Source organism: Halosimplex carlsbadense 2-9-1 (genome assembly GCF_000337455.1).
GTDB classification, from domain to species: Archaea; Halobacteriota; Halobacteria; order Halobacteriales; family Haloarculaceae; genus Halosimplex; species Halosimplex carlsbadense.
In genome coordinates this window covers 165,864-192,771 of the sequence record NZ_AOIU01000028.1, presented here as the reverse complement: position 1 = coordinate 192,771, position 26,908 = coordinate 165,864, and the positions used below count along the sequence as shown (strand labels likewise).

General features: G+C 68.6%; 26 protein-coding genes, 1 tRNA gene and 1 pseudogene. 15 read left to right on the top strand and 13 right to left on the bottom strand.

What is annotated here, in order from left to right; genetic code table 11:
- Positions 1-45: 45 nt before the first annotated feature.
- Together nosZ and C475_RS12015 are read right to left on the bottom strand one after the other, a co-directional pair.
- Entirely contained in the window at positions 46-2,067 is a 2,022-nt protein-coding gene (gene nosZ / locus C475_RS12020; RefSeq protein WP_006884108.1) for a TAT-dependent nitrous-oxide reductase, read from the bottom strand.
- Positions 2,068-2,069: 2 nt separating this feature from the next.
- Positions 2,070-2,612, bottom strand: coding sequence for a plastocyanin/azurin family copper-binding protein (locus C475_RS12015; RefSeq protein WP_049930516.1), 543 nt, complete (start codon positions 2,610-2,612; stop codon positions 2,070-2,072).
- A gap of 213 nt (positions 2,613-2,825) precedes the next feature.
- Between C475_RS12015 and C475_RS12010 the strand changes: the two genes are divergently transcribed.
- Positions 2,826-2,900, top strand: a tRNA-Glu gene (locus C475_RS12010).
- A 438-nt stretch (positions 2,901-3,338) separates the two neighbouring features.
- Here C475_RS12010 and C475_RS12005 read toward each other — a convergent pair.
- From C475_RS12005 to C475_RS11990, 4 genes are all read right to left on the bottom strand, one after another.
- Positions 3,339-4,421 carry a hypothetical protein gene (locus C475_RS12005; protein WP_006884106.1) on the bottom strand — a complete coding sequence of 361 codons (1,083 nt, stop codon included), beginning with the start codon at positions 4,419-4,421 and terminating at the stop codon, positions 3,339-3,341.
- Positions 4,418-4,612 carry a DUF4177 domain-containing protein gene (locus C475_RS12000; protein WP_006884105.1) on the bottom strand — a complete coding sequence of 65 codons (195 nt, stop codon included), beginning with the start codon at positions 4,610-4,612 and terminating at the stop codon, positions 4,418-4,420. Before C475_RS12000 ends, C475_RS12005 begins: the two co-directional genes overlap by 4 nt.
- Positions 4,613-4,733: 121 nt before the next feature.
- Positions 4,734-4,916 (bottom strand): hypothetical protein, encoded by a 183-nt coding sequence (locus C475_RS24385; RefSeq protein ID WP_006884104.1) that lies wholly within the window; start codon positions 4,914-4,916, stop codon positions 4,734-4,736.
- 166 nt (positions 4,917-5,082) lie between these two features.
- Positions 5,083-5,382 (bottom strand): DUF5785 family protein, encoded by a 300-nt coding sequence (locus C475_RS11990; protein ID WP_006884103.1) that lies wholly within the window; start codon positions 5,380-5,382, stop codon positions 5,083-5,085.
- A gap of 104 nt (positions 5,383-5,486) precedes the next feature.
- Between C475_RS11990 and C475_RS11985 the strand changes: the two genes are divergently transcribed.
- The 3 genes from C475_RS11985 (at position 5,487) to C475_RS11975 (ending at position 6,711) form a co-directional block, all read left to right on the top strand.
- Positions 5,487-6,038, top strand: a complete 552-nt coding sequence (locus tag C475_RS11985) for a GNAT family N-acetyltransferase (RefSeq protein WP_006884102.1) — start codon at positions 5,487-5,489, stop codon at positions 6,036-6,038.
- Positions 6,039-6,124: 86 nt separating this feature from the next.
- Complete coding sequence (locus C475_RS11980) at positions 6,125-6,319, top strand: hypothetical protein (protein WP_006884101.1); 195 nt, start codon at positions 6,125-6,127, stop codon at positions 6,317-6,319.
- Positions 6,319-6,711, top strand: a complete 393-nt coding sequence (locus C475_RS11975) for a sulfite exporter TauE/SafE family protein (RefSeq protein ID WP_006884100.1) — start codon at positions 6,319-6,321, stop codon at positions 6,709-6,711. Before C475_RS11980 ends, C475_RS11975 begins: the two co-directional genes overlap by 1 nt.
- Here C475_RS11975 and C475_RS11970 read toward each other — a convergent pair.
- The 5 genes from C475_RS11970 to C475_RS11950 form a co-directional block, all read right to left on the bottom strand.
- On the bottom strand, positions 6,668-7,606 hold the full coding sequence (locus tag C475_RS11970; protein ID WP_006884099.1) for an ABC transporter permease subunit: 939 nt from the start codon (positions 7,604-7,606) through the stop codon (positions 6,668-6,670). The two genes, C475_RS11975 and C475_RS11970, sit on opposite strands and share 44 nt — an antisense overlap.
- Positions 7,599-8,477, bottom strand: coding sequence for an ABC transporter ATP-binding protein (locus C475_RS11965; protein ID WP_006884098.1), 879 nt, complete (start codon positions 8,475-8,477; stop codon positions 7,599-7,601). The genes C475_RS11970 and C475_RS11965 overlap by 8 nt, the downstream gene beginning before the upstream one ends.
- A complete protein-coding gene (locus tag C475_RS11960) occupies positions 8,470-10,362 on the bottom strand; it encodes a NosD domain-containing protein (protein WP_006884097.1) in 1,893 nt (630 codons plus the stop codon). The genes C475_RS11965 and C475_RS11960 overlap by 8 nt, the downstream gene beginning before the upstream one ends.
- A 2-nt stretch (positions 10,363-10,364) precedes the next feature.
- Positions 10,365-11,024: a nitrous oxide reductase accessory protein NosL gene (locus tag C475_RS11955; protein WP_006884096.1), complete on the bottom strand. Its 660-nt coding sequence runs from the start codon at positions 11,022-11,024 to the stop codon at positions 10,365-10,367.
- A 155-nt stretch (positions 11,025-11,179) separates the two neighbouring features.
- Positions 11,180-11,437, bottom strand: a complete 258-nt coding sequence (locus C475_RS11950) for a hypothetical protein (protein WP_006884095.1) — start codon at positions 11,435-11,437, stop codon at positions 11,180-11,182.
- A 128-nt stretch (positions 11,438-11,565) separates the two neighbouring features.
- On the opposite strand from C475_RS11950, the gene C475_RS11945 reads away from it, so the two are divergent.
- The 3 genes from C475_RS11945 (at position 11,566) to C475_RS11935 (ending at position 16,777) form a co-directional block, all read left to right on the top strand.
- Positions 11,566-14,460 (top strand): DEAD/DEAH box helicase, encoded by a 2,895-nt coding sequence (locus C475_RS11945; RefSeq protein ID WP_006884094.1) that lies wholly within the window; start codon positions 11,566-11,568, stop codon positions 14,458-14,460.
- A 99-nt stretch (positions 14,461-14,559) separates the two neighbouring features.
- The gene (locus C475_RS11940) at positions 14,560-14,751 is read left to right on the top strand and encodes a hypothetical protein (protein WP_006884093.1); all 192 of its coding nucleotides are present in this window, start codon (positions 14,560-14,562) and stop codon (positions 14,749-14,751) included.
- 94 nt (positions 14,752-14,845) lie between these two features.
- Positions 14,846-16,777, top strand: coding sequence for an ABC transporter ATP-binding protein (locus C475_RS11935; protein WP_006884092.1), 1,932 nt, complete (start codon positions 14,846-14,848; stop codon positions 16,775-16,777).
- A gap of 21 nt (positions 16,778-16,798) precedes the next feature.
- Here C475_RS11935 and C475_RS11930 read toward each other — a convergent pair whose 3' ends face one another.
- Positions 16,799-18,763, bottom strand: coding sequence for a 3-hydroxyacyl-CoA dehydrogenase/enoyl-CoA hydratase family protein (locus C475_RS11930; RefSeq protein WP_006884091.1), 1,965 nt, complete (start codon positions 18,761-18,763; stop codon positions 16,799-16,801).
- A 114-nt stretch (positions 18,764-18,877) separates the two neighbouring features.
- Here C475_RS11930 and C475_RS11925 point away from each other — a divergent pair, with 114 nt between their 5' ends.
- From C475_RS11925 to C475_RS11910, 4 genes and pseudogenes are all read left to right on the top strand, one after another.
- Entirely contained in the window at positions 18,878-20,035 is a 1,158-nt protein-coding gene (locus C475_RS11925) for an acyl-CoA dehydrogenase family protein (RefSeq protein ID WP_006884090.1), read from the top strand.
- A gap of 685 nt (positions 20,036-20,720) precedes the next feature.
- Positions 20,721-21,224: pseudogene (gene cysE, locus C475_RS11920) on the top strand (serine O-acetyltransferase); the annotation flags it as partial.
- 259 nt (positions 21,225-21,483) lie between these two features.
- Positions 21,484-22,062, top strand: a complete 579-nt coding sequence (locus C475_RS11915) for a DNA-3-methyladenine glycosylase family protein (RefSeq protein ID WP_006884088.1) — start codon at positions 21,484-21,486, stop codon at positions 22,060-22,062.
- A 3-nt stretch (positions 22,063-22,065) separates the two neighbouring features.
- On the top strand, positions 22,066-22,383 hold the full coding sequence (locus tag C475_RS11910) for a hypothetical protein (protein ID WP_006884087.1): 318 nt from the start codon (positions 22,066-22,068) through the stop codon (positions 22,381-22,383).
- A 41-nt stretch (positions 22,384-22,424) separates the two neighbouring features.
- Here the strand turns inward: C475_RS11910 and C475_RS11905 are convergent, their stop codons facing one another.
- Positions 22,425-23,768, bottom strand: coding sequence for a putative ATP-dependent zinc protease (locus C475_RS11905; RefSeq protein ID WP_006884086.1), 1,344 nt, complete (start codon positions 23,766-23,768; stop codon positions 22,425-22,427).
- Between the two features lie 213 nt (positions 23,769-23,981).
- Between C475_RS11905 and C475_RS11900 the strand changes: the two genes are divergently transcribed.
- The 4 genes from C475_RS11900 to C475_RS11885 all read left to right on the top strand — a co-directional run bounded on the left by C475_RS11900 (position 23,982) and on the right by C475_RS11885 (position 26,907).
- Positions 23,982-25,028, top strand: a complete 1,047-nt coding sequence (locus tag C475_RS11900; RefSeq protein ID WP_006884085.1) for a succinylglutamate desuccinylase/aspartoacylase family protein — start codon at positions 23,982-23,984, stop codon at positions 25,026-25,028.
- Between the two features lie 230 nt (positions 25,029-25,258).
- On the top strand, positions 25,259-25,651 hold the full coding sequence (gene sdhC, locus C475_RS11895; RefSeq protein WP_006884084.1) for a succinate dehydrogenase, cytochrome b556 subunit: 393 nt from the start codon (positions 25,259-25,261) through the stop codon (positions 25,649-25,651).
- Between the two features lie 3 nt (positions 25,652-25,654).
- Positions 25,655-26,020, top strand: a complete 366-nt coding sequence (locus C475_RS11890) for a succinate dehydrogenase hydrophobic membrane anchor subunit (protein WP_006884083.1) — start codon at positions 25,655-25,657, stop codon at positions 26,018-26,020.
- Entirely contained in the window at positions 26,017-26,907 is an 891-nt protein-coding gene (locus C475_RS11885) for a succinate dehydrogenase/fumarate reductase iron-sulfur subunit (RefSeq protein WP_006884082.1), read from the top strand. Before C475_RS11890 ends, C475_RS11885 begins: the two co-directional genes overlap by 4 nt.
- Position 26,908 lies beyond the last annotated feature (1 nt).

Below are 26,908 nucleotides of genomic sequence, written 5' to 3'. Positions count from 1 at the left end.
GGTCGAAATCGGAGAACCCCGGGAGCAGTCGGGCCGACGCGTCGGTCACTCGCTCGGTTCGACGATCATCCGCGAGCGCATCTCCAGGTGCAGGGCGCTACAGAAGTACGTACAGTAGATCCAGTAGACGCCCGGATCGTCGGCCGTGAACGTGACCTCGCGGGTGTCCTGGGGCGCGACGGCGAGGTTCACGTCGTGTTCGGGGATGGCGACGCCGTGGATGATGTCGCGGACGCCCTCGACGTTCGTCACCGTCAGGCGGACTTCGTCGCCCTCCTGGACGGTGAAGTCGTACATGCCGTACTCCGAGCGCTTCGAGGACGCCTTGACGTGGACGGAGTTCTCGCCGGTCCGCTCGACGCCGGAGTTCTCGGCGGTGACGAACGGCTTCTCGCCCTCGTAGTCGGCCTTGTCCCACGTCGTCGCGGGGTTGATCTTGTCCCGGTGGGCGAAGACGCAGTCGTGCGGTTCGGGGTAGGCCGGGTGGTCGGCGACGATCTCCATCTCCTTCTCGCCGTCGCCGATGTGGATCAGCTGGTCGTTGTCCGGATGGATCGGCCCGACCGGCAGGAACCGGTCCTTCGAGAGCTTGTTCAGCGAGATGAGCCACTCCCCGTCGGGGTCGGTCGTCATCGCCTCCAGCGCCTGAATGTGGCCGGGGTTGTAATGCACGTCCTGTTTCTCGATGACGGGATCGGACGATCCGAGCTCGGCGTTCGCCGCCTCCTCGATGTCCCACTTGGCGACCTGCGAGTCGATGAACAGGCTCGTGTAGGCGTGGCCGTTGCCGTCGAAGGTCGTGTGCAGCGGCCCCAGCCCGACCTTCGGGCGACCCGCCACCGCGTCGGCGGGGTCGTCGACCTCACCGATCTTATCGAGGTCGAGCATCGTCACCGTCGGCGAGAGCTTGCCCGCGATGAAGGCGTACTTGCCGTCGGGGCCGACCTCGACGCAGTGGGGCGACTTCGGCGTCGAGATGTAACGGACGAGCGGCTCGTCGCCGGAGTTCAGGTCGCTCTCGCGCGTGCCGTCGACGACCGGGACGCCGTTGACCTCCTCGTAGTTCCCGTTCTCGACGGCCTGCTCGATGGCGGGGATGTCGAAGACCTTCGCGTAGTCGCGGTCGTCGCGGGTCATCCCCTGGATCTCGGTGGCCTCCTCGCTGTTGTAACACGACGAGATGGCCCACCGGCCCTCCTTGCCGGTGTCGACGATGTCGAGGTTGCCGTCGACTTTCACCTGCCAGGCCGTCTCCATCGACTCAGGGTCGACCGCGGAGAACAGCGCCGTGTACTCCTCGGGGTTGTTCACGTCCCGGCCGTCGTTGGGGAGCGGCGCGCGGAACTCCCCGTTGCCCAGCACGTACTTCGTGTCCGGCGAGAGGACCGTCGTGCCGTGGATACACTGGACGTTCGGCACGTCCACGATGGCGTCCGTCTCGAAGTACTTCAGGTTGACACGGGCGATGCGGCCGTTGGCCTTGTCGTTGACGTAGAGGTACTCGCCGTCGTAGTCGCCGTCCGTCTCCGAGAGGTTCGGGTGGTGGTTGTCGCCCCAGGTGTAGTCGCCGGCCTGTTCGAGCATCTCCGAGGACTGGTCGTCGAAGCCGTAGCCGCGCGCGGGCTCGGTGTTGAACACGGGGATCCGCTGGAGTTCGCGCATCGACGGGATGCCGATGACGCGGATCTCCCCGGAGTGGCCGCCCGACCAGAAGCCGTAGTACTCGTCTTTCTCGCCCGGTGGGACGAAGTGGCCGTGGCTCGCCGACGCGCCCTGCGAGCCGCCGTCGCCACCGCCGCCACTGTCGCTGGGCGTCTTGCCGTCGGGCAGCGCCGTCTGGCAGCCCGCGAACGCGCCGGCAGCGCTCGCGAGACCGGTCGCGGCCCCGGCCTTCATGAAGTCCCGGCGGTCGAGCTCCAGTCCGGCGAGCTGCATCGAGAAGCCGTCGTCCTCGTCCGCACCGAGTTCCGCGGGGTCGTCCACGTCCGCGACCAGATCGTTGATCCGCTGTTCGTGTTCCTCGACGAGTGACTCCGCGTCGCTGCTGTCGTTGGCGTCGTTGCTCATAGTTAGACCACCTTCACGAACCCGGACATCCCGTTCAGCTCGTGGGGGATGCAGTAGTACTCGTAGGTGCCCGTCGTCTCGAACGTGTGTTCGTACGATTCGCCCGCGGGAACGTTGCCCTCCTGTCCGTCGCTGTAGCCGTCCTTGGCCGCCTGCTGTGACTCGAACCCGCCCGATGCGAAGTACGTCGCGCCGTCCGGGATCCCATCGCCGTAGGCTGTGACGGTGTGGCCGACGTTGCCGACGTTCTCGAAGGTCACCGTCGTCCCGGCCGAGACTTGGATCCGCTCCGGTTCGTAGAGGAGCTGGTCGGTCATCTCGACCGTGCTCGTCTGGGTCCACTCGCCGCTGGACCCGCCGTCACCTGCCGACGTGGCCGTCCCGGTGGACTCGCTGCTCTCGCCGTCGTCCCCACCGCCACCGCCGCCGTCGGCGGTGTCCGACGACTCCCCGGGCGCGGCCGAACAGCCGGCGACCGCACCGCCCGCGAGGGCGGCACCCGTGACCCGTAACAACTGCCGTCTGGATGGATCGATACTGGTCATCGACATTCGGTGCTGGCGGTCTCTCGTCCATATACCGTCGAGCGCGTTCCCGACCCGCCGGAACCGCCGCGAATCGATTCGGCCGCCCCTGATAAACCCCCGACGACACCCCGCCCCGAGCGGTGTGCGGGAGTCACCACCACACCGACCGGAGAGAGACGAGTTTTTATACCCCGAGTTCAATCTCCCGAGTACGACGCGGACGCGTCGTGCGCTCCGTTGGTGTAGTCCGGCCAATCATTTCGGCCTTTCGAGCCGATGACCTGGGTTCAAATCCCAGACGGAGCACTACCATCCTTTTGCGACCACCGTTTTCGACGAGGGGTAGCCTCGGGCGCCTCCGGCGCGCGGATGCTCAGTACAGGTGATAGACGTAGCAATCCACCGTGGCGCGCGCTGTCGCGCGTCTCGTCGCGTGACAGTATCGTGCGAGGGATGAGCGAGCCGAAGGCGAGCGAATCGGTTGGGGAGGTGTGTGGCCGGCTGCGGTGCTGTGCGGTCCAGTCCCTGGTGGACTGAAAGGGCGAGGTGCGCTCGCGCTTGTGTAGTCGTCTGAGCGGGCACTATCCGCGTGGGCGGTGCGGAGAGCGCGGATATCTCGCCTCAGCGACCGCGAGCGTGCCGAGGGCTTCATCGCTTGCTGTCTCCCGTAAGTGCGGTCGCTGTCGTTCGACTTCAGTCCGCGGTACAAACATCAGAAACAGCCGATAAGTACGCAACTCGAAGCTATCGCTGGGAGTCCCGGAGGATGAGCGGGCCGATGGCGAGGGTTCGCTTGGCCACGACCGCGATCCGGGAGATGTAGACGACGAGCAACAGGAAGGGGACGAGCGAGGCCGTGAAGCCGGCCCCGACGACCCAGAGGACGTTTTCGACGCCCAGTGTCGTCCCGGGGATCGGTCCGGATCCGAGGAACGCGAGCAGCGAGCCGGTGACGACGAGCGCGGGGACCGACGCGTAGAGGATGTACTGCGAGAGGTCGACGAGCGCCCACTGGAAGTACAGCGTCTTGACGTGTTCGCGGGCGGGGCCGAACATCGTCAGGGTCGTCCGGAGGTCGGTGAGCCGGTCGTCGATTTCGTCGTCGATCGCCGCTTCGTGGTCCGAACCGATGCGCTCGACCTGGAAGATCTTCCAGGCGTAGTTGAAGTTCAGCGCGGCGAACAGCACGTCGAAGGTGCCAAAGGACGCGCCCGCCAGCTGCTCGCGGACCGCCTCGGCGTTGCCGGTCACGCTGTCGGTGAACTCGTCGACCTCGGTGCGGAGGTCGTCGTCGCCGCTGCCGGCGACGGCCTCGCGCAGCGCCTTCGCCCGACGCTCGACCTCGTGGACGTGCCGGCGCAGGAACGCCGAGGGGTCGACCGGCGTCGGTTCGTCGTACATCTCCCCCACGTAGTCGCGGAAGTCCATCGTGTTGCTCATGCGCCGGTGCTGGTCGCCCAGCGGCCCGTTCTCCTGGGAGATGACGAGCTGGCTGATCGTCACGACCAGCGTCGTCCCGGTGATGATCGCCCCGAGCATCGTCGAGAACAGCGCTCCCTTCGTATCACCGCTCTGGAGCGTCGCGACGAAGCCGTCGACGCTGCTCCCGACCGCCACGAAGGTGCAGAAGACGACGACCGCGAGCGCACCCGCGAGGTGGACTCTGTTCGCCTTCAGCAATAGCCACAGTTTGAGGCGGCTCTCGTCGGCCCGCTCGCGCATCGTATCCGCCGTCGAGATGTCCACGTCGGCCGACGCGTCGATCTCGGTGTCGGACTCGGCGGGGCCCGTCCCGGAGTCGTCGCCCGCCTCCGGAGCGCCGCTCATGACTGGTCGGCCGGGCGCTTGAACACGAGCAGCTTCGTCCCGCCGCCGACGTAGTCGATGGTCTCGACGAACTCCCACCCCTCCGCGCCGAGGTCGTTCAGCCGGGATTTGGGGTCCGTGGCTTCCTTCTTGGTCTCTCCTCTGGGCGGTTCGAGGGTCTCGTACTCCCAGGCGTCCGGTTCCGCGGCCATACCCCATCGTCGAACGGCCGACTCAAAAGCCCCGACCCTGCAACCGCTCGTCGGTCGCCGGCCGAGCGAGCGTCACTCCCGCGAGTCGCCAGTCAGGGGTCGCGGTCTCACTCGACTTCCGTCACTTGACGGCGCCCAGACCCTGGGAGAGGACCAACTGGTTGCGCGTCAACACGAGCGTGCCGCCGGTGATCGTGGCGGTGAGAGAGCCTTGGAACAGCGTGCCGACGGAGTCGCTCGACCGGATGGCGTTCTCCGCCGTCGGGTAGAGATAGCCCGCGCCGGCCAGACGAGGAAGACCCACAGTTTCAGCCGGCTCCGGGCGGCTCGTTTGCGCGAGCGGTCGCTCGGGGCGTCCCCGCTCCCCGACATGGGGCCGGATACTCGAGGCGGTCGGGAAAAGACACCGGTCACCGGGCCCGAATCGGCGGTGGCGGGCCGGCACGGAGCGGTCGCGTCCGAACCGCCTTCTAGGCGTGTTCGAGGCGGTAGGGCCAGTAGTCGGCCTCGCGCAGCCCGGCGCCGACGGCCTTGTGGAAGTCCGGGAAGTCCTCGAACTCCGCCTGGTCGACGTGTTCGAAGATCTCCGAGACGCTGACGACGGTCTCGTAGTCGATGCGGATCGGCTCGTCGCCGTGTTCGGAGACGAACTCCGATTGGTCGAGCGGGAAGTCCTCGCCCTCGTCGATCTTCTTGGCGAGCACCGCTTGTCCGTACTTGCGGCGCCCCTCGCTGCCTTCGTCTCCGTCGGGGTCGTGCGGCCAGTCCATACCCGAACCTGTGGCCGAATCGGCCAAAAGGATTTCTCTCTCCGCGCGACACTCCGTCCCACCCCGGGACAAGACCCTTATCGGCCGACCACGACGCCGCTCCCATGCCAGGCGCACGCATCGCGAGCGGCGACCGCGTCACCCTCCGGACCGTCGAGCAAGAGGACGTCCCCTTCCTCCAGCGGGCCGGTGCGAACCCCGAACTCCGGTACCCGCTCGGGGCACGGCTCCGAAACCGGGAAGCGATCGACGTCTCGGAGGAGGAGGCGGGGACCGACCGATTCCTCGTCTGTCTCGACGGCGAGGACGCCGGACCCGGCCGGCCCGACCCGGACGACGTGCGACGAATCGGCGCCGCGACCGCCGAGGGGATAGACTACCGCCGGCCCGAACTCGGCTACTGGTTGATACCGGCGGTCCACGGCCGGGGCTACGGGAGCGAAGCCGTCGGCCTCGTCGTCGACTACCTCTTTCGCTCGTACGACACGCCGGCCGTCGGCGCCGGCGCGTTCGACCACAACGACGCCTCTCGCGGGTTGCTGGAGTCGCTCGGATTCGTCGAGGAGGGCCGCCGTCGTAAGTTCATGTTCGTCGACGGTGCCCACCGCGACATGGTCCAGTACGGCCTGCTGCGCGAGGAGTGGTCAGACGGCTGAGCCGCCGGGCCTGATGGACTCGTGGCCCCGAGCAGTTGTCCTGCGACAACCCCCAATTTAATCGATCGAAGGAGACAGGGGGATCTATGGATTCGATCCCGGTCTCGTGGCTCCCGCTGGTGGGGCTGCTGGCGATCCCGTCGGCGCTGGCGTTCGCCCTCGGACTCGAACCGGTCGCGGTGCTGGCGATACTCAACACCGTCCTCATCGTGGGCGCCGTGCGGATCATGTTCGGGTCGGCCGACGAGCAGTACCTCCCGGCGCGACTGACCGGTCGGTGATGGCACCGCTCCAGGCCGCCGCCCCGGCCGGCGGCGAGGCGGGCCTCGCCGTCTTCGCGCTCGTCGGCCTGCTCGGGGGCGCCCACTGTCTGGGCATGTGCGGGCCGCTGGTGACGCTGTACGCCGACCGGATGGGCGGCGACGGACCCGTCGGCTTCTCGGAGATCCGCCAGCACCTGCTGTTCAACCTCGGTCGGACGGCGAGTTACGCGCTGATCGGCGCCCTGATTGGCGCGCTGGGGACCGTGCTGTACGACGCCGCCGGCGTCGCGGCCGTCGCCGACGACGCGGACGGTGCCTTCTGCTGTCGCGGCTGTCCGGAGGTCGCTCGCACCCTCGACGAGGCGCTCAGCGCCCGCCGGGTGACCACGCGCCCAGCGCGGCGACGGTGAGGCCGACGGCGAACCAGCCGGCGAAGCCGACGACGCTGGCGGCGACGTTCGCGGCTGGCGGACCGGTCGAGACGACCCCGCCGGTCGCCGTCGACAGGACCAGCCCGCGGAAGGCGCCGGTCGGACTGAGGCCGAGCGCGACGCCGAGCGTGTCGGCGCTCAGGACCCCCTGCACGAGGCCGAGAACGACCAGCGCGTCGACGCCGACGACGGCCACGAGCGCGACCAGCGCGGCGGCCGCGACGCCCGCACGGCGCGAGCGGGCGAGCGACGAGACGGCCATCGCGAGCGCGAGCGCGACCAGCGCGTACGCGGCGGTCAGCGCGACGAACCGCGCGAGGAAGGTCGGCGAGTCGACCGTCGCGTGGGAGACGAACACGGCCGTCGACGGCTCCCGGAGGAGGGGGACCGAGAGGCCCAGGGCCACCAGCGGCGCGAGGACCGCGGCGAGCACTCCCACCGCCCGGCCGGCGAACGTCCCGAGGACGTACGTCCAGCGGTCGACCGGGTAGGTCCGTATCACCTCGAGTTCGCCGCTCTGGGCGTCCGCGAGGACGCTCCAGGTGCCGAACCCGAAGGCAACCAGCGGGACGAGCACCTCCACCGGCGTCGACAGGTCGAGCACGAGCGGGAGGAAGCCGCCGACGCCGCTCGCCAGCGGGAGCGCGACCACGACGAACGCGTAGGCGACCGCCAGGGCGAGATAGGCGCGCGTTCGGAGCACGGTGTCGAACTCCCGCTGGGCGACCGCCCGGAGCGCTCGCAGTCGGCCGCGGGGCGTCCGTCCGCCGGCGTCTCGGTCGACGGCGTCCCGATCGGTGGTGTCCCGATTGGTAGTGTCCCGCTCGGCGGCGTCGCCGTCCGGCGAGGGGTCGGCCGTAGCGCGCTCACTCATCGTCGCCCTCCCAGGTCCCGGCGCGGACCGTCAGGTCGCCGCCCTCGCCGTGGATGTACTGGTTGACGGCGTGGGTGAGCGTCTCCGACCCGGTCTCCCGGCGCAGCGCGTCGGGCGCGGCGGCGACCTGGATCGCCCCGTCGTCGAGGACGAGGACGGTGTCGCCGACGCGGTCGACGGTGCCGAGTTCGTGCGTCGCGAGCAGGACCGTCCGTCCCTCGTCGGCCAGGTCGCGGACGACCGACCCGACGTGTTCGGTCATCGTCGGGTCGAGCCCGCTGGAGGGTTCGTCGAGGACGAGCACCGGCGGGTCCCCGATCGTCGCCTGGGCGATGCCGAACAGGCGTGTCATCCCGCCCGAGAGCGCCCCGACCCGCCGGTCGGCGACCGCTTCGAGCCCGACCCGCGCCAGCACCGCGCCCGGGTCGACGTCGACGCCGGCGAGGTCACCGTAGAACCGCAGCGTCTCGGCGAGCGTGAACTGCGGGCGGAACGCCGGCGTCTGGGCCAGGTAGCCGACCGTGCGGTCGCCCGAGTCGGGGAGCGAAACCGACCCGGCGTCCGGCGCGAGCAGGCCGGCGACCACCCGCAGGAGCGTCGTCTTCCCGGATCCGTTCGGGCCGACGAGACAGGCGACGGTCCCGCGCTCGGCCGCGAACGAGACGTCCGAGAGGACGCTCACGTCGCCGAACGACCGGGCGACGCCGTCGACGACGAGCGCGTCGCCGTCGGCCCCGCGAGCACCGCCGTCGTCGGCTCCCGGCCCGACGGTCTCCTCGCCATCTCGCTCGCCCGACTCGTCGTCACCTCGCTCGTTCGACCCGTCGTCGTCCGGTACCGTCTCCGTCGTCGGTCGGTCTTCGTCATTCATACGTCCGGTTTCGCACCTCCCGCAGTCGGTCCGGGCGGACCGGGTCGGTCCGCGGTGCCGTGTCGATCGCGCCGCCCTCGCGGAGGCCGGGGACGCTCCCGGCGACCGCCCGGAGGAGTCCCAGCGCCGGCGCCCGCGAGAGCGTCGGTCCCCCCGGCGCGCGACTCGCCACCACGTCGACGCGGCCGGTCGGGCGGAACGGGCTGTCGACGGTCCCGTCGCCGTCGCGGTCGAGCCCCGGGACCGGTCCCCAGTAGTTGCCGCGCCCCTCGCTCGTCCAGACGTTGACGGGACCGCTCGACGCGACCGCGGGCCGGTCGTTGCCGACCACGTCGTTGCCGATCAGGTCGTTGGTCGCCAGCAGCGTCACCGAACGGATGCCGATCCCGTTGTCGGCGACGGTGTTGTCGGTGACGAGCGAGCGGGTCGACCCGAGGTCGATCCCGATCCGGTTGCGCGCCACCACGTTGTCGGCGAACAGCGACGTGTCGCCGACGGCGATGACCCCCGCCCGGTTGTCGACGGCGCGGTTGTCCACGACGGCGTTGTTCGTCGGCCGCGTCATGAGGACGACCGCGCCCTTCGTCTCCCGGATCGTGTTGTTCGCCACGAGGAAGTCCGACGTGTACATCTCGTGGACGCCGTAGCGCCCGCCGACCATGCGGTTGTCCCGGATCACGCTGCCGTCGGCGCGGTGGACGTAGACGCCGTCGCGGCCGCCGCGGGTGTCGGTGTCCTCGACGACGACCCGAGAGGCGATTGGCAACACGCCCATCGACCCCTCGCCGATGGTGTCGGCCCCCCGGACCGTGAGGTTCCGCACGACCGACCGGTCGCTCCGGCGGAGGCTGACCCCCGTCGACGCGGTGTCGATGCGAACGTCGGCGACGAGCGACTCGTTCGCGTCCAGCAGGGCGATCCCCGCGTCGCTCCGGGCGTAGACGAGGGTGGTCCCGAGGGGCCCCGTGGCGTCCTCGGGCGGCGGACGGGACCCGACCGAACCGACGCCGGTGATCGACAGCGACGTGACCGCGACCCGGTCGGCACTGACCCGCAGAACGGTGCCGTTCCCGCCGCCGTCGAGGACCGTCTCCGGTCCCGACCCGCGGATCGTCACCGGCTTGTCGACGGTCAGGTTCGCGTCGTAGGTGCCTGGCGGGAGTTCGACGGCCGTGTTGGGCGGTGCGGCCGCGACGGCGGCCGCCAGGGTCGGGGCGTCTTCGCCGACGACGACCGAGACCCGGCGCTCACGGAGTGTCTGCCGGGCATCGACGGTCCGGTCGGCCCAGTTCGACCGGTTCTCGGCGGCCTCACGAAACGCCGCTTCGGTCGCTCGGCCGGCCGGTTCGACCGCGTCCGGGAGCGCGTCCCACGACACCAGCCGGCCGCCGTTGGCCTCGGCGAAGGCGCGCGCGTCCGCCCGGTCGGAGAACGAGACCGCCGTGGGGCCGGCCGGCGTGCGCGCCCCGCTGTCGACGACGTAGACCGCCTCGTCGGCCCGCACCCACCCCACTGCCGGGTCGGTGCGCACGTCGACGTAGCCGCCGTCGACCAGCGAGGGGCCGGCTCCGGAGAAGTCTGTCACGAAGACCGCCAGCGGATCGCCGAACTGGCGGCGGGCGGTCCCGCTCTCCAGTTGCGAGACGAGCGACTCGACGCCGTAGTAGCCGACGACGTACTCGTACTGCCCGTAGAACACCTGCGCCCGCGGCAGGTCGTAGCCCCGGGCCTCGGCCGTCCGCACGTCGACCCCGGTCATCCCGACGCGGAGCGTCTCCTCGAAGCTGACCGGTCGGACCTCTTCGGCGCCCGACCCGACCAGGAACGCACCGCCGCTCACCAAGACGATCGCGAGCACGAGTCCCCCGACGATCCGCACGTCCATCGTCAGGCGCGACCGAGCTGTGCGATCGTCTCGCGGCTCACGTCGTCGAACCCGGCGAGCGAGCCGCCGTACTCGTCGGCGAACGATTCGGCGTCGCTCTCGGTCGAGAAAGCGATCAGGTCCTTGCCCATCGCGCCCTTGACGTCCGAACCGACGACGAACGTGACCGACTCCGCGTCGACGAACGCGTCGGCTTTCGGATAGGTGGAGACGACCCGGTCCCCGCCTTCCTCGGTGACCGAGTAGTCGACTGCGGAGTAGTCGGTGACGTAGAACGCCTCGCGGCTCCAGCCCCTGTCCCGGCGCTCGAAGTCGTACTGGAACGCCTCCCAGGTGCTGTCGAACCGCGCCGGGTTGTCGTGACCGGAGGGGCGTTCGTCGGCGTAGAATATCTCGGCGCTCGGGCCTGGGTGGTTCGGGATCACCATCCCGCACACCTCACACCGGTCCTCGGTCGTCAGTCCGACCGCGTCGGGCGCCGCGCCGGAATCCGAACTCCCACAGCCCGCGAGCGCGGCGAGCGTCGCCGCGCCACCGGCCAGCAGCGTCCGCCGGTCGACCCGATAGCGCGCGCCCCCGACCTCGGCGCCCGGAGCCCGCTCGCTGCAGGCGTCCGGTCCCTGCGGGTGCTCTCCGCCCGACTGATAGGTGTGTCGGCACATGGTTGGCTCGAATGGGGCCTCCTACGTGAGTTCGTACGTCCCACTGTTAACTCCTGTTCGGATCGCCCCCGAACGGGAACCGGCGATAGGTTAATATTGTTAGAAACAGGCAATACTGTTCCGTCGCACCCGGCTGTCGTCGGGGTGGCCCGGCCTCAGTGCTCCAGTCGGACCTGGTCCTCGTAGACGGCGCCGATCCGATCCGGGTCGAGTTCGTACCCCTCCTCGTGGCGGTCGGTCCATCCGAGTCTCGACATCGCCGACTGGGAGAGGTCGGAGTCCGGTTCGACGAACACGCGGTTGGATCCCGACTCGACCTCCTGGACTTCGGCTATCTCGCCGACGACCTCGTTGTCCTGGGTGACTACTTCTTTGCCTCTGTCCGACAGCGTGACCGAAGTTTCCGATGGCATCACGCGAATGACAGGGGGTATATCGGTCTCAGGGTTCCCCTTGCATTCGCAACTCGCCGACGAGCAAGCACCCCGAGAGACACCGGGGGATCGGCGCCCTTAATCGGCTCAAACGCATAGCACGGGCGATGACAGACGCGGGAGCGACGGGTGACACCGGGGCGGCCGGCGGGTCGGGTGACGGCGCCGAGGGCGGCGACCCGTCGGCGTTCGCGACGCTCGGGTCAGCGGTTCGCGAGGCCCTGTCCGAGCGGGGGTTCACGACGCCGACGGAGCCACAGCGCGAGGCCGTCCCCCCGCTGGTCGACGGCGAGAACGTCCTCGTCGTCGCGCCGACCGGGACCGGCAAGACCGAGACGGCGATGCTGCCGGTACTGGACGAGCTGACGAGGACGGACGAGCCGCGCTTCGGGATCGGCGCCCTCTACATCACCCCGCTCCGGGCGCTCAACCGCGACATGCGCGAACGGCTGGAGTGGTGGGGCGACCGGCTGGATCTCGACGTGCAGGTCCGCCACGGCGACACCACCGACTACCAGCGCCAGAAACAGGCCAACGACCCGCCCGACGTGCTCGTGACGACGCCCGAGACCCTGCAGGCGATGCTCACCGGCTCGAAGCTCCGGACCGCCCTGAGCGACGTGGACCACGTCGTCGTCGACGAGGTCCACGAACTCGCCGTCTCGAAACGCGGCGCGCAGATGACCGTCGGCCTCGAACGGCTGGTCGAACTCGCCGACGACTTCCAGCGGATCGGCCTCTCGGCGACGGTCGGTGACCCCGCCGAGGTCGGCCGCTTTCTCACCGGCGACCGGGGCTGTTCGGTCGTCGAGATCGACGTGGGTAGTCGCCTCGACGTGCGCGTGCGCTCGCCCGCGATAACCGACGAGGACGAGCGGCTGGCCGGCGAGCTGATGACCGAACCGGAGTTCGCCAGTCACGTCCGGTACATCCGCGACCAGGTTTCCGAGTACGAGTCGACGCTGATATTCGTCAACACGCGCCAGCTCGCCGAAGCGTTAGGGTCGCGGTTCAAGGAACTCGACGCGAACGTCGGCGTCCACCACGGCTCGCTCGCCAAGGAGTCGCGCATCGAGGTGGAGGACGACTTCAAGGCGGGCGAGCTGGACGGACTGCTCTGTACGTCGTCGATGGAACTGGGCATCGACGTTGGCCACGTCGACCACGTGATCCAGTACAACAGCCCGCGACAGGTGACGCGACTGCTCCAGCGCGTCGGCCGCGCGGGCCACCGCCGCGACCAGGTGTCGCGGGGCACCGTCGTCACGACTCACCCCGACGACACCCTCGAAGCGCTCGCCATCGCCCGCAAAGCACGCTCGGGCGAGGTCGAGTCCGCCGATATCCACGACGGCAGCCTTGACACCGTCGCCAACCAGATCGCCGGCCTCGTCATGGACTTCGGCGACATCCGGGCGATGCGCGCCTACGACATCCTCACCCGAGCATACCCGTTCCGGGACCTCTCGGAGGCCGAGTTCAAGTCGGTCGTCCGCGAACTCGCGGGCAACAAGGTCGTCTGGCTGGAGGAGGGCCTCGACGAGCTTCAGAAACGCCGCGGCACCTGGCAGTACTTCTATCACAACCTCTCGATGATCCCCGACGAGGCGACCTACAGCGTCGAGGACGTGGCCAGCGGCCGCGACGTGGGCACTCTCGACGAGCGGTTCGTCGTCAACTTCGCGACGCCCGGGGAGATATTCATCCAGCGAGGCGAGATGTGGCGCATCACCGAGATCGACGAGGACGAGGAGGTGGTGACCGTCTCGCCCGTCGAAGACCCCGGCGGCGAGGTGCCCTCCTGGACCGGATCCGAGATCCCGGTCCCCTACGCGGTCGCCCAAGAGGTCGGCGAGATGCGCGGGATCGCCGGGCGACAACTCCAGCAGGGCGCGCCCGTCGAGTCGGTCGCTCGGGAGTTCACCGCCCGCTACGACGGCGACGCCGACACCGTCGCGGTGGGGCTCGAACAGCTGACCGACTACGACACCGACCACCCCATCCCCACCGACGACACCGTCCTGATCGAGTTCCGCGGCCGCGAACTCGTCGTCAACGCCGCCTTCGGCCACAAGATCAACGAGACCCTGGGGCGGTTGCTCTCGGCGCTGCTCGGGCAGGCCACCGGATCCTCGGTCGGAATGGAGATCGACCCCTACCGGATCGAGCTGGAAGTACCCCGGAACGCCTCGGCGACCGACGCGCTGGACGTGCTCGAAGACACCGACCCCGACCACGTCGCCGACCTCGTCGAACTATCCCTGAAGAACGCGGACTCGCTGAAGTTCAAGGTCGCACAGGTCGCCACCAAGTTCGGCGCGCTCAAGGGCTGGCGCGGCCGGGGGTCCAGCAATCGCTTCGGCCGCGACCGCTTGATGGACGCGCTGGAAGACACCCCGGTCTACGACGAGGCCGTCCGGGAGATCCTCCACGAGGAACTCGACGTCGACGGCGCGGCTGAGGTCCTCGAACGCGTCCAGTCGGGCGACCTCTCGGTCGAGTTGCTCGGCGACCGGACCCCAATCGGGCTCGGCGGGCGCAGCGCCGGCCAGGAACTGCTCTCGCCGGACCACGCCGACGCGAGCGTCATCCAGACGGTCCGCGAGCGGATCCAGAGCGACCGGATGATCCTCTTCTGTCTGCACTGCCAGGACTGGAAGCGCAAGAAGCCGGTCAAACGGATCCGGGACCGGCCCGAGTGTCCCGACTGTGGGTCGACGCGGATCGCCGCGCTCAATCCGTGGGCCGACGAGGTCGTCTCGGCCGTGAAGGCGAGCGAGAAGGACGACGAGCAGGAGAAACAGACAGAGCGGGCGTACAAGTCGGCGAGTCTCGTCCAGAGCCACGGCAAGCGGGCCGTGATCGCGCTCGCGGCGCGGGGGGTCGGCCCGCGCAACGCCGCCCGCATCATCAACAAGCTCCGCGAGGACGAGGACGAGTTCTATCGTGACATCCTTCGCCGCGAACGGGAGTACGCCCGCACGCGGAGCTTCTGGGACTGACTGTCGCCGGGGGATCGGGGCCACAGCAGTCGGCTGGACCGACGGGCTGCGAGCCGGCCGGCGTCGGACTTAACCTGGCGCGAGCCCCACGGATGATCGATGCCATCCTACTCCGTCGAACTGCTCGAAGGGGAAGAGCGCGGGATCCGCGTCGAGTGCGACGAACACGGCGAGTGGACGGAACTGCCGGCGGACCGGCGCTCGGGGTCGTTCTACTGCGAGGGCTGCGGCCGCGAACTCGACGTCGGCCTCCACACCGAGGAGTGGCGCGACCTCGGGGAGATGTGTTGACCGTCTATCGGCCGCTCGCGGAACAAGCGGCGAGTTTGTGGCGGACCGGCCCCTTTTTGCACCGGGATCGCTAACAGGCGCGACAGTCAAACCCGTGAGCACAGACCAGGCGATCGATTCGGAGTACATCGAGAAACACCGGGAGGAACTGGACCATCCGCTCTTGCAGCTGTTCCAGCGGTTCGGGCACGGCCACCGTCGCTGGTTCGTCGTCGGCGTGCTGGCGAGCATCGGATCGCGCTTCTTCTCGCTGGTGCCGCCGGTGTTGCTGGGCGTCGCCATCGACGCGCTGTTCAACGAGGAGGCGGGGTTCACCCTTCCCTACGTCCCGCAAGCGTGGCTGCCGACGACGGAGATGGGACAGTTCTGGTTCGTGGTCGGCGGGATGGCCGTCGCGATGATCGGACAGGCGGGGCTGATCTTCGTCCGCTCGTCCACCCTCAACCTCTTCTCCCACCGGGTGAAACACGAGGCCCGCACGGCCACCTACCAGCAGATGCAGCGGCTGGACATGGACTTCTTCAACGAGGTCCAGACCGGCGAACTCATCTCCATCCTCTCGAACGACGTGAACCGGCTGGAGCAGTTCCTCGACTCGATGATGGGCGAGCTGATCCAGCTGATCGTCCTCATGCTCGGGACGGCCGCGTTCCTCGTCGCGCTGAACCCGCAACTGGCGGCCGTCACGATGGTCGTCGCACCGCTGTCGGCCGTGTTCACCTACTGGTACATGCAGTTGGCCGAGGAGCGCTACGCCGACATCCGCGAGTCCGTCGGCGACCTCAACAGCCGCCTGGAGAACAACCTCGGCGGCATCCAGGTGATCAAGTCGTCGAACACCGAGGAGTACGAGGACCAGCGCGTCGAGGACCACTCCTACCGCTACTTCAAACTCGACTGGCTGGCGCTCCGGCTTTCGTTCGTCTACCGGCCCGGCCTGCGCGTGCTCACCTCCCTCTCCTTTATCGCGACGTTCATCGTCGGCGGGATCTGGATCATCCAGGGACCGCCCGGCCCGTTCTCGGGGGAACTCACCGCCGGGACGCTCGTCACCTTCCTCCTGCTGACCCAGCGGCTCGTCAACCCGCTCGCCCAGATGGGCAACATCGTCGAGCGCTACGAGGACGCCAAGGCCTCGACCAAGCGCATCCTCGGGCTGATGAGCCTGCCCGTCCGGATCAAGGACGAGCCCGACGCGGTCGACCTGGAGCGCGTCGAGGGACACGTCGAGTACGACGACGTGACCTTCAGCTACGACGGCGACGAGACGGTCCTGAACGACGTTGACACCGACGTCGAACCCGGCGAGACGGTCGGCCTCGTCGGTCCCACGGGCGCGGGGAAGACGACCATCGTCAAGCTGCTCCTGCGCCTCTACGACGTGAACGAGGGCAGCGTCCGCGTCGACGGCCACGACGTACGGGACGTGACCCTCTCGAGCCTGCGCGGCTCGATGGGCTACGTCGGCCAGGACAACTTCCTGTTCGACGGCACTATCGCCGAGAACGTCAAGTACGGCCAGTTCGACGCCAGCCGCGAGGAAGTGATCCGGGCCTGCAAGCGCGCCGAGGCCCACGAGTTCATCGAGAACCTCCCCGAGGGCTACGACACCGACATCGGCGAGCGCGGCGTGAAGCTGTCGGGCGGCCAGCGCCAGCGCGTCGCCGTCGCGCGGACCATCCTCCAGCACCCGGCGATCATGATCTTCGACGAGGCGACCTCGGCGGTCGACACCGAGACCGAGATGCTCATCCAGCGCTCCATCGACGAACTGGCCGCCGACCGGACGACGTTCATCATCGCCCACCGGCTCTCGACGGTCCGCGACGCCGACACCATCCTCGTCATCGACGACGGCGAGATCGTCGAGCGCGGCACCCACGAGGACCTGCTGGCCGGCGACGGCCTCTACGCGAACCTCTGGCGGGTCCAGGCCGGCGAGATCGAGGACCTCCCCGAGGAGTTCGTCGAACAGGCCAGCGAACGGGTCGCCCAGCAGGCGCTCGACGCCGCCGAAGACGACTGAAAACGTAGAACGCGGCCGTTCTTACTCCCCTTCGAACTCCGGCTCGCGGTCCTGCTGGAAGGCGGCGAGGCCCTCCCACACGTCGTCCGTGGTGAACAGGTGGCCGAACGCCGAGGCCTCGTATTCGAGGCCGGCGTCGGTGTCGTCGCGGCCGGCGAGCATCGCGCGCTTGGTGAACTTCTGGGCGATGGGCGGCCCCGCGGCGAGGTCGCGGGCCAGTTCCCACTTGCGGTCGTCGTACTCGCCGGGTTCGACGACTTCGTTGACGAAGCCGTAGTCGTACATCGTCTCGGCCTCGTAGTCGTTCTTCGCGGTGAAGATGATCTCCTTGGCGCGACCCTCGCCGACGACCTGCGAGAGTCGCTGGGTGCCGCCCCACCCCGGGAGGAGGCCGAGGTTGTGCTCGGGCTGACCGAACTGACCGCTCTCGCTGGCGATACGCATGTCGGCCGCCGTGGCGAGTTCCATGCCGCCGCCGAGGCAGTAGCCGTCGATAGCGGCGACGACCGGCATGCCGACCTCCTCCAGGCGGCCGAAGACCTGCTGGCCCTTGCGGGACATCTCGCTGGCCTCCAGGCCGCTCCCGGGGGCGGCGCTGGCGGCGTCGAAGCCCGCGGAGAACGCGCGGTCGCCGGCGCCTTCGAGGAGCACGGCGCGGATCTCGTCGTCGGCGTCGAACTGGTCGAGCGCGGCGTCGACCTCGTCGATCATATCGACGGTGATCGTGTTCATCCGCGCCGGGCGGTCGAGCTGGATGTGTCCGACCGCGCCGTCGGTCTCGACGACGATCTGATCGTAGGAGACGGCCTCGCCCTCGTCGTCGCTCCCGTAGAAGCCGCCCGCTTCGGCGGCCGCGCGGAGGCCGTCCGAAACTTCGTAGCGGGCCGCGCCGGTCTCCTCGCGGACCGATTCGAGCGTCTCGACCAGCCCGTCCAGCCCGTAGGCGTCGGCGCGCTTGCCCGGACCCTCCGGGAAGCCGGCGCCGAGCATCATCGCCTCGTCGATGTCCGAGACCGGCGCCACGTCGTTCTCGACGAGCTTGCCGACCTCGTTGGCCATCACGGCCAGGAGTCGGGCCTCCACGTCGTCGCGACCTTCGTCGGCCGGGATCTCGACGCCGCCGTCCTCGTAGTCGTAGAAGCCCTTCCCGGTCTTCTTGCCGAGTTCCTCGGCGTCGACCTTCTCCTCCAGCAGCGGGCAGGGCTCGTAGGCGTCGCCCAGGACCTCGTGGAGGTATTCGAGGACGTGCAGGGTCACGTCGTGGCCGACCTGGTCGCCGAGTTCGAACGCGCCCATGGGCAGGCCCATGTCGAACGATGTCGTCGAATCGACTTCGGCGACCGTCGCCACGTCGTCGTGGACGAGCCAGCAGGCCTCGTTCATCTGCGGGACCAGGACCCGGTTCACGATGAACCCCGGCGAGTCCTTCCGGACGCGGACGGGCGTCTTGTCGAACGCTTCGGCGAGCCCTTCGATCGCGTCGAGCGTCTCGTCGGCGGTGTGTTCGCCGCGGATGACCTCGACCAGCGCCATCCGGACCGGCGGATTGAAGAAGTGCATCCCGCAGAACTGCTCCGGTCGCTCGGTCACCTCCGACAGCTCCGTGATCGAGAGGCTGGAGGTGTTCGTCGCGAAAATTGTCTCGTCGGGGGCGTACTCCTCCAGCTCGCCGTACACGTCCTTCTTGATGTCCATCCGTTCGGGGACGGCCTCGATCACCACGTCCGCCTCGGCGACGGCGGACTCGAAATCGACGAGCGCCTCGACGCGGTCGAGCGCGGCGTCGGCCTCCTCGTCGCTGATCTGGCCGCTCTCGGCGAGCTTGCCGAGCGACCACTCGATGTTCTCGTAGCCGTCGTCGACGAACTCCTGCTCGATGTCCCGCATCGTCACGTCGTAGCCCGCCAGGGCCGCGACCTCGGCGATCCCGTGACCCATGTTCCCCGCACCGAGTACCGCGACCTGTTCGATATCCTCGAAGTCCATGACGTGTGCAACCTGGCTCGGCTCCCGTTTCAAGGTTTCTCTCGCCGGTAAACGCTCGACGAGTTGATCGTTGATTACGAAGCGTTATGTATGACAGACGATGACATATGACGCATGGACTTCGCACTCTCAGACGAGCAACAGCAAGTCCGCGACGAAGTCCGTCGCTTCGCCGACAACGAGATCAGACCGGTCGCCACGGAGTACGACACCGAAGAGAAGTTCCCACACGACCTGGTCGAGGAGGCCGCCGAGCTTGGGCTCGTGGGGGCCAACGTACCCCTCGAATACGGGGGCGTCGGCTACGACTACCTGACCAACATCGTCATCGTCGAGGAGCTGTTCGCCGCCGACCCGGGGATCGGGCTCTCCATCTCGTCGGCCGCGTTCGGCGCCGACGCCCTCGTCGAGTTCGGCACCGAGGAGCAAAAGGAGGAGTACCTGCGCCCCGTCGCGGAGGGCGAGGCCATCATGGGTTCGGCCATCAGCGAACCCGACGTGGGTTCGGACGTGTCGTCGGTCTCCACGAGCGCCGAGAAGGACGGCGACGAGTGGGTCATCGACGGGTCGAAGATGTGGATCACCAACGGCTCGGTCGGCGACTTCTTCGTCGTCCTCTGCGAGACCGACCCCGACGCGGAGGGCCGGTACAACGGCTTCTCGCAGATCGTCGTCGAGTCGGACCGCGACGGGTTCGAGGCCGAGAAGATCACCGGGAAGCTCGGGATCCGCGCCTCCGACACCGCGGAGTTGCTGTTCGACGACGTGCGCGTCCCCGAGGAGAACCTCCTCGGGACCCGCGGGGCGGGCTTCCTCCAGCTCATGCAGTTTTTCGACGAGACCCGCACCGCGGTGGCCGCCCAGGGCGTCGGCATCGCCAGAGGCGCCGCCGAGCGCGCCCTCGACTACGCCCAGGAGCGCGAGCAGTTCGACCGCCCGATCAGCGAGTTCCAGGCCATCCAGCACAAGCTCGCCGACATGCACACGAAGACCGAGGCCGCGCGCATGCTGACCTACAAATCGGGCTGGAGCGTCGACCACGCCGACGACCAGCTCACCCAGCTGGCCTCGATGGCCAAGGAGTACGCCTCCCGCGTCGCCGTCGACGTGGCCGACGAGGCCGTCCAGATCCACGGCGGCGCCGGCTACGTCAACGACTTCGACGTCGAGCGGTTCTACCGCGACGCCAAGATCACCCAGATCTACGAGGGCACCACCGAGATCCAGAAGAACATCATCGCCCGCGAACTGCTCGGGAAGGGCATGGTCTGACTCCCCTGCGGTCTCGGTGACTACTCGGTGAATTTACTGGACGGCGCGCGCTGTCGAGCGGTGCGAGGCGCGCAGCGCCTCGAAGCGAACGGCGTTGCCGTGAGCGGGCGGTGCGGAGAGCGCGGATATCCCGCTTGGTTCGAGAGAGCACAGCTCTCTCGTCACTGAGCGAATCGGAGATTCGCGATGTCTGCGAGAGCTGTGCTCTCGCCCGATCCTGAAAATCTCCGATTTTCAGAGACAGCGACCGCGAGTGCGAGGCGCGAGCGAAGCGAGCGCCTCGACATGCGAACGGGGAGTGCAACGACCCGTGAACGAGCGGGTCGAGGGCTTTCGCCGCTTGTTGTCTCGTGAGGTAGCGATTCCAGTCAGCGAGCGGGTCGAGGGATTTCACCGTCTGCTGCCGAATGCGATCCCGAGAACCGCTAGAGAGCGGACTCGAAAGTGCAAACTCAACACGACACAAACGAACGTAGCGACGCCTAGAGCGGGTCGGGTAATTTAAGCCGCTGGCAAATCGAACTCGAACTATGCATCTCGGGCGCTCGCGTTCGTCCGGTCGCACGGGACACGACCAGCCGAACATCGTTCGGCGACACTGTTGTTGAGCGCCCGCGCTTTCTCGTCCGCATCGACGCCGCCGACCACCGCGACACCTGCCGACCCACGACACGGACCACCCACAATGTTCGACAGACTCCGAGAGGACGTTCGCACAGCCCGCGAGACCGACCCCGCCGCCAAGAGCGGCGCCGAGGTACTGCTCTACGCCGGCCTCCACGCCGTCTGGGCCTATCGACTGGCCCACTGGTTGTGGACCCGTGACTTTCACTTCACTGCCCGACTCGTCTCCCAGCTCACTCGCTTTCTCACCGGTGTGGAGATCCACCCCGGTGCCGACCTCGGGCGTCGGGTCTTCGTCGACCACGGGATGGGCGTCGTCATCGGCGAGACGGCCGAAGTCGGCGACGACGTGGCGATGTACCACGGCGTGACGCTGGGCGGCGACGACCCGCGACCGGTGAAACGGCACCCGACCGTCGGCGACCGCGTGACGCTGGGGGCCAACGCGACCCTCGTCGGCGATATCACGATCGGTGACGACGCGTCCGTGGGTGCCGGTGCCGTCGTCGTCGACGACGTGCCGCCGGGCGCGACCGTGGTCGGCAACCCCGCCGAGGTCGTCGACGGCGGTGACAGCGAGAACGGCGAACCGGTCGAGCCGGTGGAGGAGACCCCCGAGCCCGAGGCGGCCGCGGCCGAGACAGACGAGCGACCGACCGGAGCAGACGACCGGTCGACGGGCGACGAGTCGGACGACGACACCGACGAGGAGGCGGCGACGCCGCCGGAGCCGCCGGCTTGCTGCGGCGCGGCGGGCGCGAGTTGACCGGACGCCGTACGGGTCTCCGAAACCCCCATGTCGTCCCGTCCCCGACGGTCGGGCGATGACAGCGGACCCTATCGATGCACTCGCCGCCGACGAGGTGCTCGGGCCGGTCGTCGACGAGCACGGTGCCGTCTCCATCGAGCCGGCCGACGACTGCTTCGAGCGACTGGTCGTCTCGCTGATCCGCCAGCAGGTGTCGATGGACGCCGCCGCGGCCATCCGCGAGCGGCTGTTCGAGGCCGTCGAGGTGACGCCCGAGGCCATCGTCGAGGCCGACTACGCCACCCTCCACGAGGCCGGGCTCTCCGAGGCGAAGGCCGACTACGCCAAGAGCGCGGCGAGCGCGTTCCTGACCCGCGAGTGGGACCGTGACACCTTCGCCGACACGAGCGACGACGCCGTCAGGGCCGAGCTGACCGACATCCACGGTATCGGGCCGTGGACCGCCGACATGTTCCTGATGTTCGCGCTCGGTCGCGAGGACGTGTTTCCCGTCGGCGACCTCGGCATCCGCAAGGGGATGGACCGGCTGTTCGACGCCGAGATGACCAGAGCGGAGATGACCGACGCCGCCGAGCGCTGGCGGCCCTACCGCAGTTACGCCAGTTGCTACCTCTGGCGCGCGGTGGAGGGGTGAATCGTGGGCGACGACGCCGATGTGAGCGGCGGTGGCGACTCACTCGCGGAGCGCGTCGAACGGCTCCACGCGGAACTCGAAGCGACCGAGGAGCGGCCGGTCGACCGGACGGCGAGCCGGTGGATCGGCGAGGCGCAGGCGGTCGCCGGCGACGCCGCGAAACTGGCGAGTGGCGGTGGAGGTGACGAGGAGACCGTTCGCGAGCGGGTCGGTCACGTCACCGAACTGCTCGGCAACGTCGACGGGACGGGCGACGACGCAGCCGACGAGCGCGTGGCGACGGCGCGGTCGCTCGCCGAGGCGATCGCGGGCGGGGACTGAGAGCAGGACAGAGAGCGGGGACGCGAAACGAAAGCGCGCGGTTACTCCTCGGACTCGACTTCGGCGTCGGACTCGCGGTCGGCCTGGCGGGACACGTCGACCTGGTAGTCGCCGAGGATGTCGCGGCCGAGGATGACGGGGTAGTTCATGTGGCTGCGGTCCTCGACGCTGGCGGTGACGGTGTGGCGGGTGCCGCCGACGCCGACGACCACGTCCACGAGCGGGCGGCTCTTGGAGGACTTGTTCGAGCCCGACCGGACCTTCGTGATCGACTTGATCGGGCCGGCACCGATGTCAGCCGCGAGGCGTGTGTCGATGCTCGTCCGGGTCGCACCGGTGTCGGACTTCGCGACGACCGACTCGGAGCCCTTGGTCCCGCTGATCAGCACCTCTTCCGTGTAGCCGATGACCAGCGAGTCCGCGACCCCCGACGAGACCGACGGCGGTTTGCAGGCGGGCACCGAGTCGTCGAGGAAGCTCGACAGCTCCTCGACCCGCTCGGAGTCGACGCTGCCGCCGGCGCGCTCGACGGCCAGCCCCGCGATGTACGGCGCTGGGCTCGTCCCCGTCGCGTCGAACAGGCCCTTGAAGCCCGCGGTGGGGTTGACTTCGAGGACGTACCAGCCGTCCTCGCCTTCCATCAGGTCGACGCCGGCGTAGTCCAGGCCGACCGCCTCGACGGCGGTCTGGGCCGTGTCGATGACGGCCTCGTCGACCTCGCCGGCGGCGTCCTCGACGCGGCCGCCCAGCGCGACGTTGGTCCGCCACTCGTTGTCGGGCGCGTAGCGGAACATCGAGCCGACGACCTCGCCGCCGACGACGTAGACGCGCAGGTCTCGCGTGGGCACGTCGCCCCGTTCGAGCAGCTTCTGGAGGAACGCGTAGCGGTTGCCGACGCGGGCGTTGACCCGTTCGGTCGCGTCGACCTTCCAAGTGCCGCCGCCGTTGGTCCCGATGGCGGTCTTGTACACCGCCTCCTCGCCGAACTGCTCGCGTTCGAGGTTCAGCCGGTCCGACGACAGCGCCAGCAGCGCGTCCGGTACCTGCACGTCGGCCTCCGAGAGCGCGACGGCCGACGCGACCTTGTGCATCGAGGTGAGCGTCTTCGCCGGCTCGTTGAGCATCGGGACGAGCTGTTCGAAGGTGTTGGCCAGCCCCATCTCCTCGCAGGGCTCGGTCGACTTCGACAGGAGGAGGCGGTTGGCGATCACGTCCACCTCGGGTTCGAGCTTCGGCTCCGACCCTTCGACGCGGAGCGTCGTGTTCTCGCGGCGCAACCACTCGGGGTCGTGGCCCAGCGCGTCGACGGCGTTGAGGATCGCCTTGGTCTCCTTGCTGTTGTGCAGGCTCAACACCCCCACCGAAACGGAGTCAGAAGTCGTCATACCCCAACGTCACCGGGCCGGCCGAAAGTACTAACGGTCCCGTATCGGGCCAGCGCGGCGATCTGACGGCGAAACTGAAAACAACGATGCGGTCGGCCGCGAACCGGGAGCGCGTCGGCGGAGCGCGAGCCAGGGAGGGCCCGTTCGCGATCCCGGAGCGGGCTCGCAACCCCGGGTCGCCACACGTTTCAACCCCCGGGCGCAGTGGGAGATATGGACGAGGCCGAGCCGTTCACCTACGACGGCGGTCGGGTCGACCCGGGTGAGCGGGCCAACGTGCGCTACACCGTCAGCGAGACCTATCTCGGCGATCCCGTCAGGATCCCCGTCACGATCGTCGTCGGTGAGGAGCCGGGACCGACCGCGTTCCTCAGCGCCGCCGCCCACGGCGACGAACTCAACGGCGTCGAGGTCGTCCGCGAGGTGGCCCACGAGTGGGACCTGAGCGACCTCCGGGGCACGCTCATCTGTCTCCCCGTCTTGAACGTCCCCGGGTTCATCGCCCAGGAGCGCTACCTCCCCGTCTACGACCGCGACCTCAACCGGTCGTTCCCCGGCAAAGCGGGGTCGACCAGCGCCAAGCGGATGGCCCGGCGCATCTTCGACAACTTCGTCGAACCCTGCGACGTGGGGCTGGACCTGCACACCTCCACCCGGGGCCGGACGAACATGCTGCACGCCCGCGCCGACATGGCCGACCCGTCGGTCGCCCGCGTCGCCAAGGCGTTCGCCTCGAACGTCATCATCGACGGACAGGGGCCGGACGGAACCCTCAGGCGGGAGGCCAGCGAGCGCGGCACCGCCACGATCACCATCGAGATGGGCGAAGCTCACCGCTTCCAGCGGGAGTTCATCGACCGGGCCCTGGTCGGCGTCGAGAGCGTCCTCGCCGAGTTCGGACTGTTACCCACCGAACGCGTCCGCTGGCCCGGCTGGCGGACGATCGTGGAGGGCTCCAGTGACAAGACCTGGCTGCGCGCCGACGCCGGCGGCCTCGTCGACATGCACGCCGCCCGCGGCGGCGTCGTCCGCGAGGGCGAGACGATCTGCACGATCGCCAACCCCTTCAAGACCGAACGGGCCCACGTCGAGGCGCCCTTTACCGGCCTGCTCGTCGGCATCCTCGAAAACCCCGTCGTCTACCCCGGCAACCCGCTCTGTCACCTCGTCAAACTCGACGGCGACACGCTCGACGCCATCGAACGCAGCGGCGGCCCGGACCCGTCCCGTGACCCGACGGCGTCCAGCGCGGCCGAGTGAGGACGCCGCGCGAACGGGCGCGGTTCGCCCGTGGTCGCGCGCGAGCGAGCGACGCCGGCCCGCGGGCGCGACCGCTGACAGCCGAGTGGTACGTCGGCCGGATGTCCCGGCGAAAATCCCCGGAACGCCCACCGAACCCGGCGACCTGTGGACGTGTGTGAACGTGTTCGACGGCCGAGGCGGGTCGGTGTAGAAACTACTATAGCCCCTGCTACCATTGCGCCCGTTGTATGAGCGGAACGTACGACCGCGGAGCGGTCGAGGATTTCGGCCGGTGGCGGGAGTTCCAGCCGGGCATGTGGGCCTGGATCTTCCACAAGTTCACCGGGTGGGTGCTCGTCGGCTACCTCTTTACGCATATCGCCGTGTTGAGCACCGCCACCGCCAGTGACCCGACGGTGTACACGAACACGCTTCAGGGACTGGAAGAACTGCTGATCGTCCGCGTGCTGGAGGTCGGCCTCCTCTCGGTGGCCGTCTTCCACATCCTCAACGGGGTTCGACTACTCTTCGTCGACCTCGGGTTCGGACTCGAAAATCAGGACAAGAGCTTCTACGCGTCGCTCGTCGTGACGGCCGCCATCGTCGTCGCGAGCGTGCCGACGTTCCTCGCGGGGGTGTGATTCATGGCACAGCACTACTCCTCGTTCGAGCGCGGCGGTATCAAGTGGCTCTTCCAGCGACTGACTGCAGTCTTCCTGGTCGGCGTGCTCGCCTTCCACTTCTTCCTGCTGCACTTCGTCAACCACGCCGCCGAGATCACCTTCGCCGGTAGCCAGGCGCGGATGAGCCAGGTCGGCTACTTCGCCACGATGTGGCTGTTCCTCGTCACCGCGACCTTCCACGGCGTCAACGGCGTCTACAACGCCCTCGTCAACCAGGGCCTGAGCGGTACCCGCAAGAAAGCAGTCGGGGCCGTTTTGACGCTGGCGAGCATAGCACTGATCGTCCAGGGAACCCGCGTGGCACTCGCGATGACCGACCTACTATGAGCACACAAATCGAACAAGAGCAGACCGAGGAGCAGACCGACGCCGAGACGGCCGAACCGGCCGAGCAGTCGCCCCAAGACCGTCGGATCTCAGAGAAGGAAGCCCGCGCCGAGGCCCGCGAACGCGAAGAGCAGGCCCGCGAGGAGGTCCGCGACGCCGACGATACCGTCCGGATCAAGGTGTTCCGCTACGACCCGGAGGTCGAGGGCAAGTCCGAACCGCGCTTCGACGACTTCTCCGTCCCCTTCTTCAAGGGGATGACCGTCCTCGACGCGCTGATCTACGCCCGCGACCACTACGACTCGTCGCTGACCTTCCGCCACTCCTGCCGGCAGGCGGTCTGTGGCTCCGACGCGCTGTTCGTCAACGGTCAGCAGCGACTCGGCTGTAAGACCCAGATGGCCGACCTCGAAGGGCCGGTCCGCATCGAGCCGCTCCCCCACCAGGACGTGGTCAAGGACCTCGTCGTGGACATGGAGCACTTCTACGAGCAGATGGAGGCCGTCGAGCCGTACTTCCAGCCCGACGAACTCCCGGAGGGCGAGCGCGAGGAACAGCGCCAGACCCCCGAGAACCGCGAGAAAGTCAAGATGTCCACGCGGTGTATCTGGTGCGGTGCCTGCATGTCCTCGTGTAACATCGCGGCGGGGGACAACGAGTACCTCGGCCCGGCGGCCATCAACAAGGCCTACCGGTTCGCGATGGACGAGCGGGAGGGCGAGATCCAGAAGGAAGACCGACTGGAGATCATCGAGCAGGAACACGGCGTCTGGCGCTGTCAGACCCAGTTCTCCTGCACCGAGGTGTGCCCGAAGGACATCCCGCTGACCGAGCACATCCAGGAGCTGAAGCGCGAAGCAGTCAAGTCGAACCTCAAATTCTGGTAAC

What these genes read in the sequence shown, in the direction of transcription:
- nosZ (WP_006884108.1), bottom strand. Translation starts at nt 2,067, where the DNA reads ATGAGCAACGACGCCAACGACAGCAGCGACGCGGAGTCACTCGTCGAG.
- C475_RS12015 (WP_049930516.1), bottom strand. Translation starts at nt 2,612, where the DNA reads ATGACCAGTATCGATCCATCCAGACGGCAGTTGTTACGGGTCACGGGT.
- C475_RS12005 (WP_006884106.1), bottom strand. Translation starts at nt 4,421, where the DNA reads ATGAGCGGCGCTCCGGAGGCGGGCGACGACTCCGGGACGGGCCCCGCC.
- C475_RS12000 (WP_006884105.1), bottom strand. Translation starts at nt 4,612, where the DNA reads ATGGCCGCGGAACCGGACGCCTGGGAGTACGAGACCCTCGAACCGCCC.
- C475_RS11990 (WP_006884103.1), bottom strand. Translation starts at nt 5,382, where the DNA reads ATGGACTGGCCGCACGACCCCGACGGAGACGAAGGCAGCGAGGGGCGC.
- C475_RS11985 (WP_006884102.1), top strand. Translation starts at nt 5,487, where the DNA reads ATGCCAGGCGCACGCATCGCGAGCGGCGACCGCGTCACCCTCCGGACC.
- C475_RS11980 (WP_006884101.1), top strand. Translation starts at nt 6,125, where the DNA reads ATGGATTCGATCCCGGTCTCGTGGCTCCCGCTGGTGGGGCTGCTGGCG.
- C475_RS11975 (WP_006884100.1), top strand. Translation starts at nt 6,319, where the DNA reads ATGGCACCGCTCCAGGCCGCCGCCCCGGCCGGCGGCGAGGCGGGCCTC.
- C475_RS11970 (WP_006884099.1), bottom strand. Translation starts at nt 7,606, where the DNA reads ATGAGTGAGCGCGCTACGGCCGACCCCTCGCCGGACGGCGACGCCGCC.
- C475_RS11965 (WP_006884098.1), bottom strand. Translation starts at nt 8,477, where the DNA reads ATGAATGACGAAGACCGACCGACGACGGAGACGGTACCGGACGACGAC.
- C475_RS11960 (WP_006884097.1), bottom strand. Translation starts at nt 10,362, where the DNA reads ATGGACGTGCGGATCGTCGGGGGACTCGTGCTCGCGATCGTCTTGGTG.
- C475_RS11955 (WP_006884096.1), bottom strand. Translation starts at nt 11,024, where the DNA reads ATGTGCCGACACACCTATCAGTCGGGCGGAGAGCACCCGCAGGGACCG.
- C475_RS11950 (WP_006884095.1), bottom strand. Translation starts at nt 11,437, where the DNA reads ATGCCATCGGAAACTTCGGTCACGCTGTCGGACAGAGGCAAAGAAGTA.
- C475_RS11945 (WP_006884094.1), top strand. Translation starts at nt 11,566, where the DNA reads ATGACAGACGCGGGAGCGACGGGTGACACCGGGGCGGCCGGCGGGTCG.
- C475_RS11940 (WP_006884093.1), top strand. Translation starts at nt 14,560, where the DNA reads ATGCCATCCTACTCCGTCGAACTGCTCGAAGGGGAAGAGCGCGGGATC.
- C475_RS11930 (WP_006884091.1), bottom strand. Translation starts at nt 18,763, where the DNA reads ATGGACTTCGAGGATATCGAACAGGTCGCGGTACTCGGTGCGGGGAAC.
- C475_RS11925 (WP_006884090.1), top strand. Translation starts at nt 18,878, where the DNA reads ATGGACTTCGCACTCTCAGACGAGCAACAGCAAGTCCGCGACGAAGTC.
- C475_RS11915 (WP_006884088.1), top strand. Translation starts at nt 21,484, where the DNA reads ATGACAGCGGACCCTATCGATGCACTCGCCGCCGACGAGGTGCTCGGG.
- C475_RS11905 (WP_006884086.1), bottom strand. Translation starts at nt 23,768, where the DNA reads ATGACGACTTCTGACTCCGTTTCGGTGGGGGTGTTGAGCCTGCACAAC.
- C475_RS11900 (WP_006884085.1), top strand. Translation starts at nt 23,982, where the DNA reads ATGGACGAGGCCGAGCCGTTCACCTACGACGGCGGTCGGGTCGACCCG.
- sdhC (WP_006884084.1), top strand. Translation starts at nt 25,259, where the DNA reads ATGAGCGGAACGTACGACCGCGGAGCGGTCGAGGATTTCGGCCGGTGG.
- C475_RS11890 (WP_006884083.1), top strand. Translation starts at nt 25,655, where the DNA reads ATGGCACAGCACTACTCCTCGTTCGAGCGCGGCGGTATCAAGTGGCTC.
- C475_RS11885 (WP_006884082.1), top strand. Translation starts at nt 26,017, where the DNA reads ATGAGCACACAAATCGAACAAGAGCAGACCGAGGAGCAGACCGACGCC.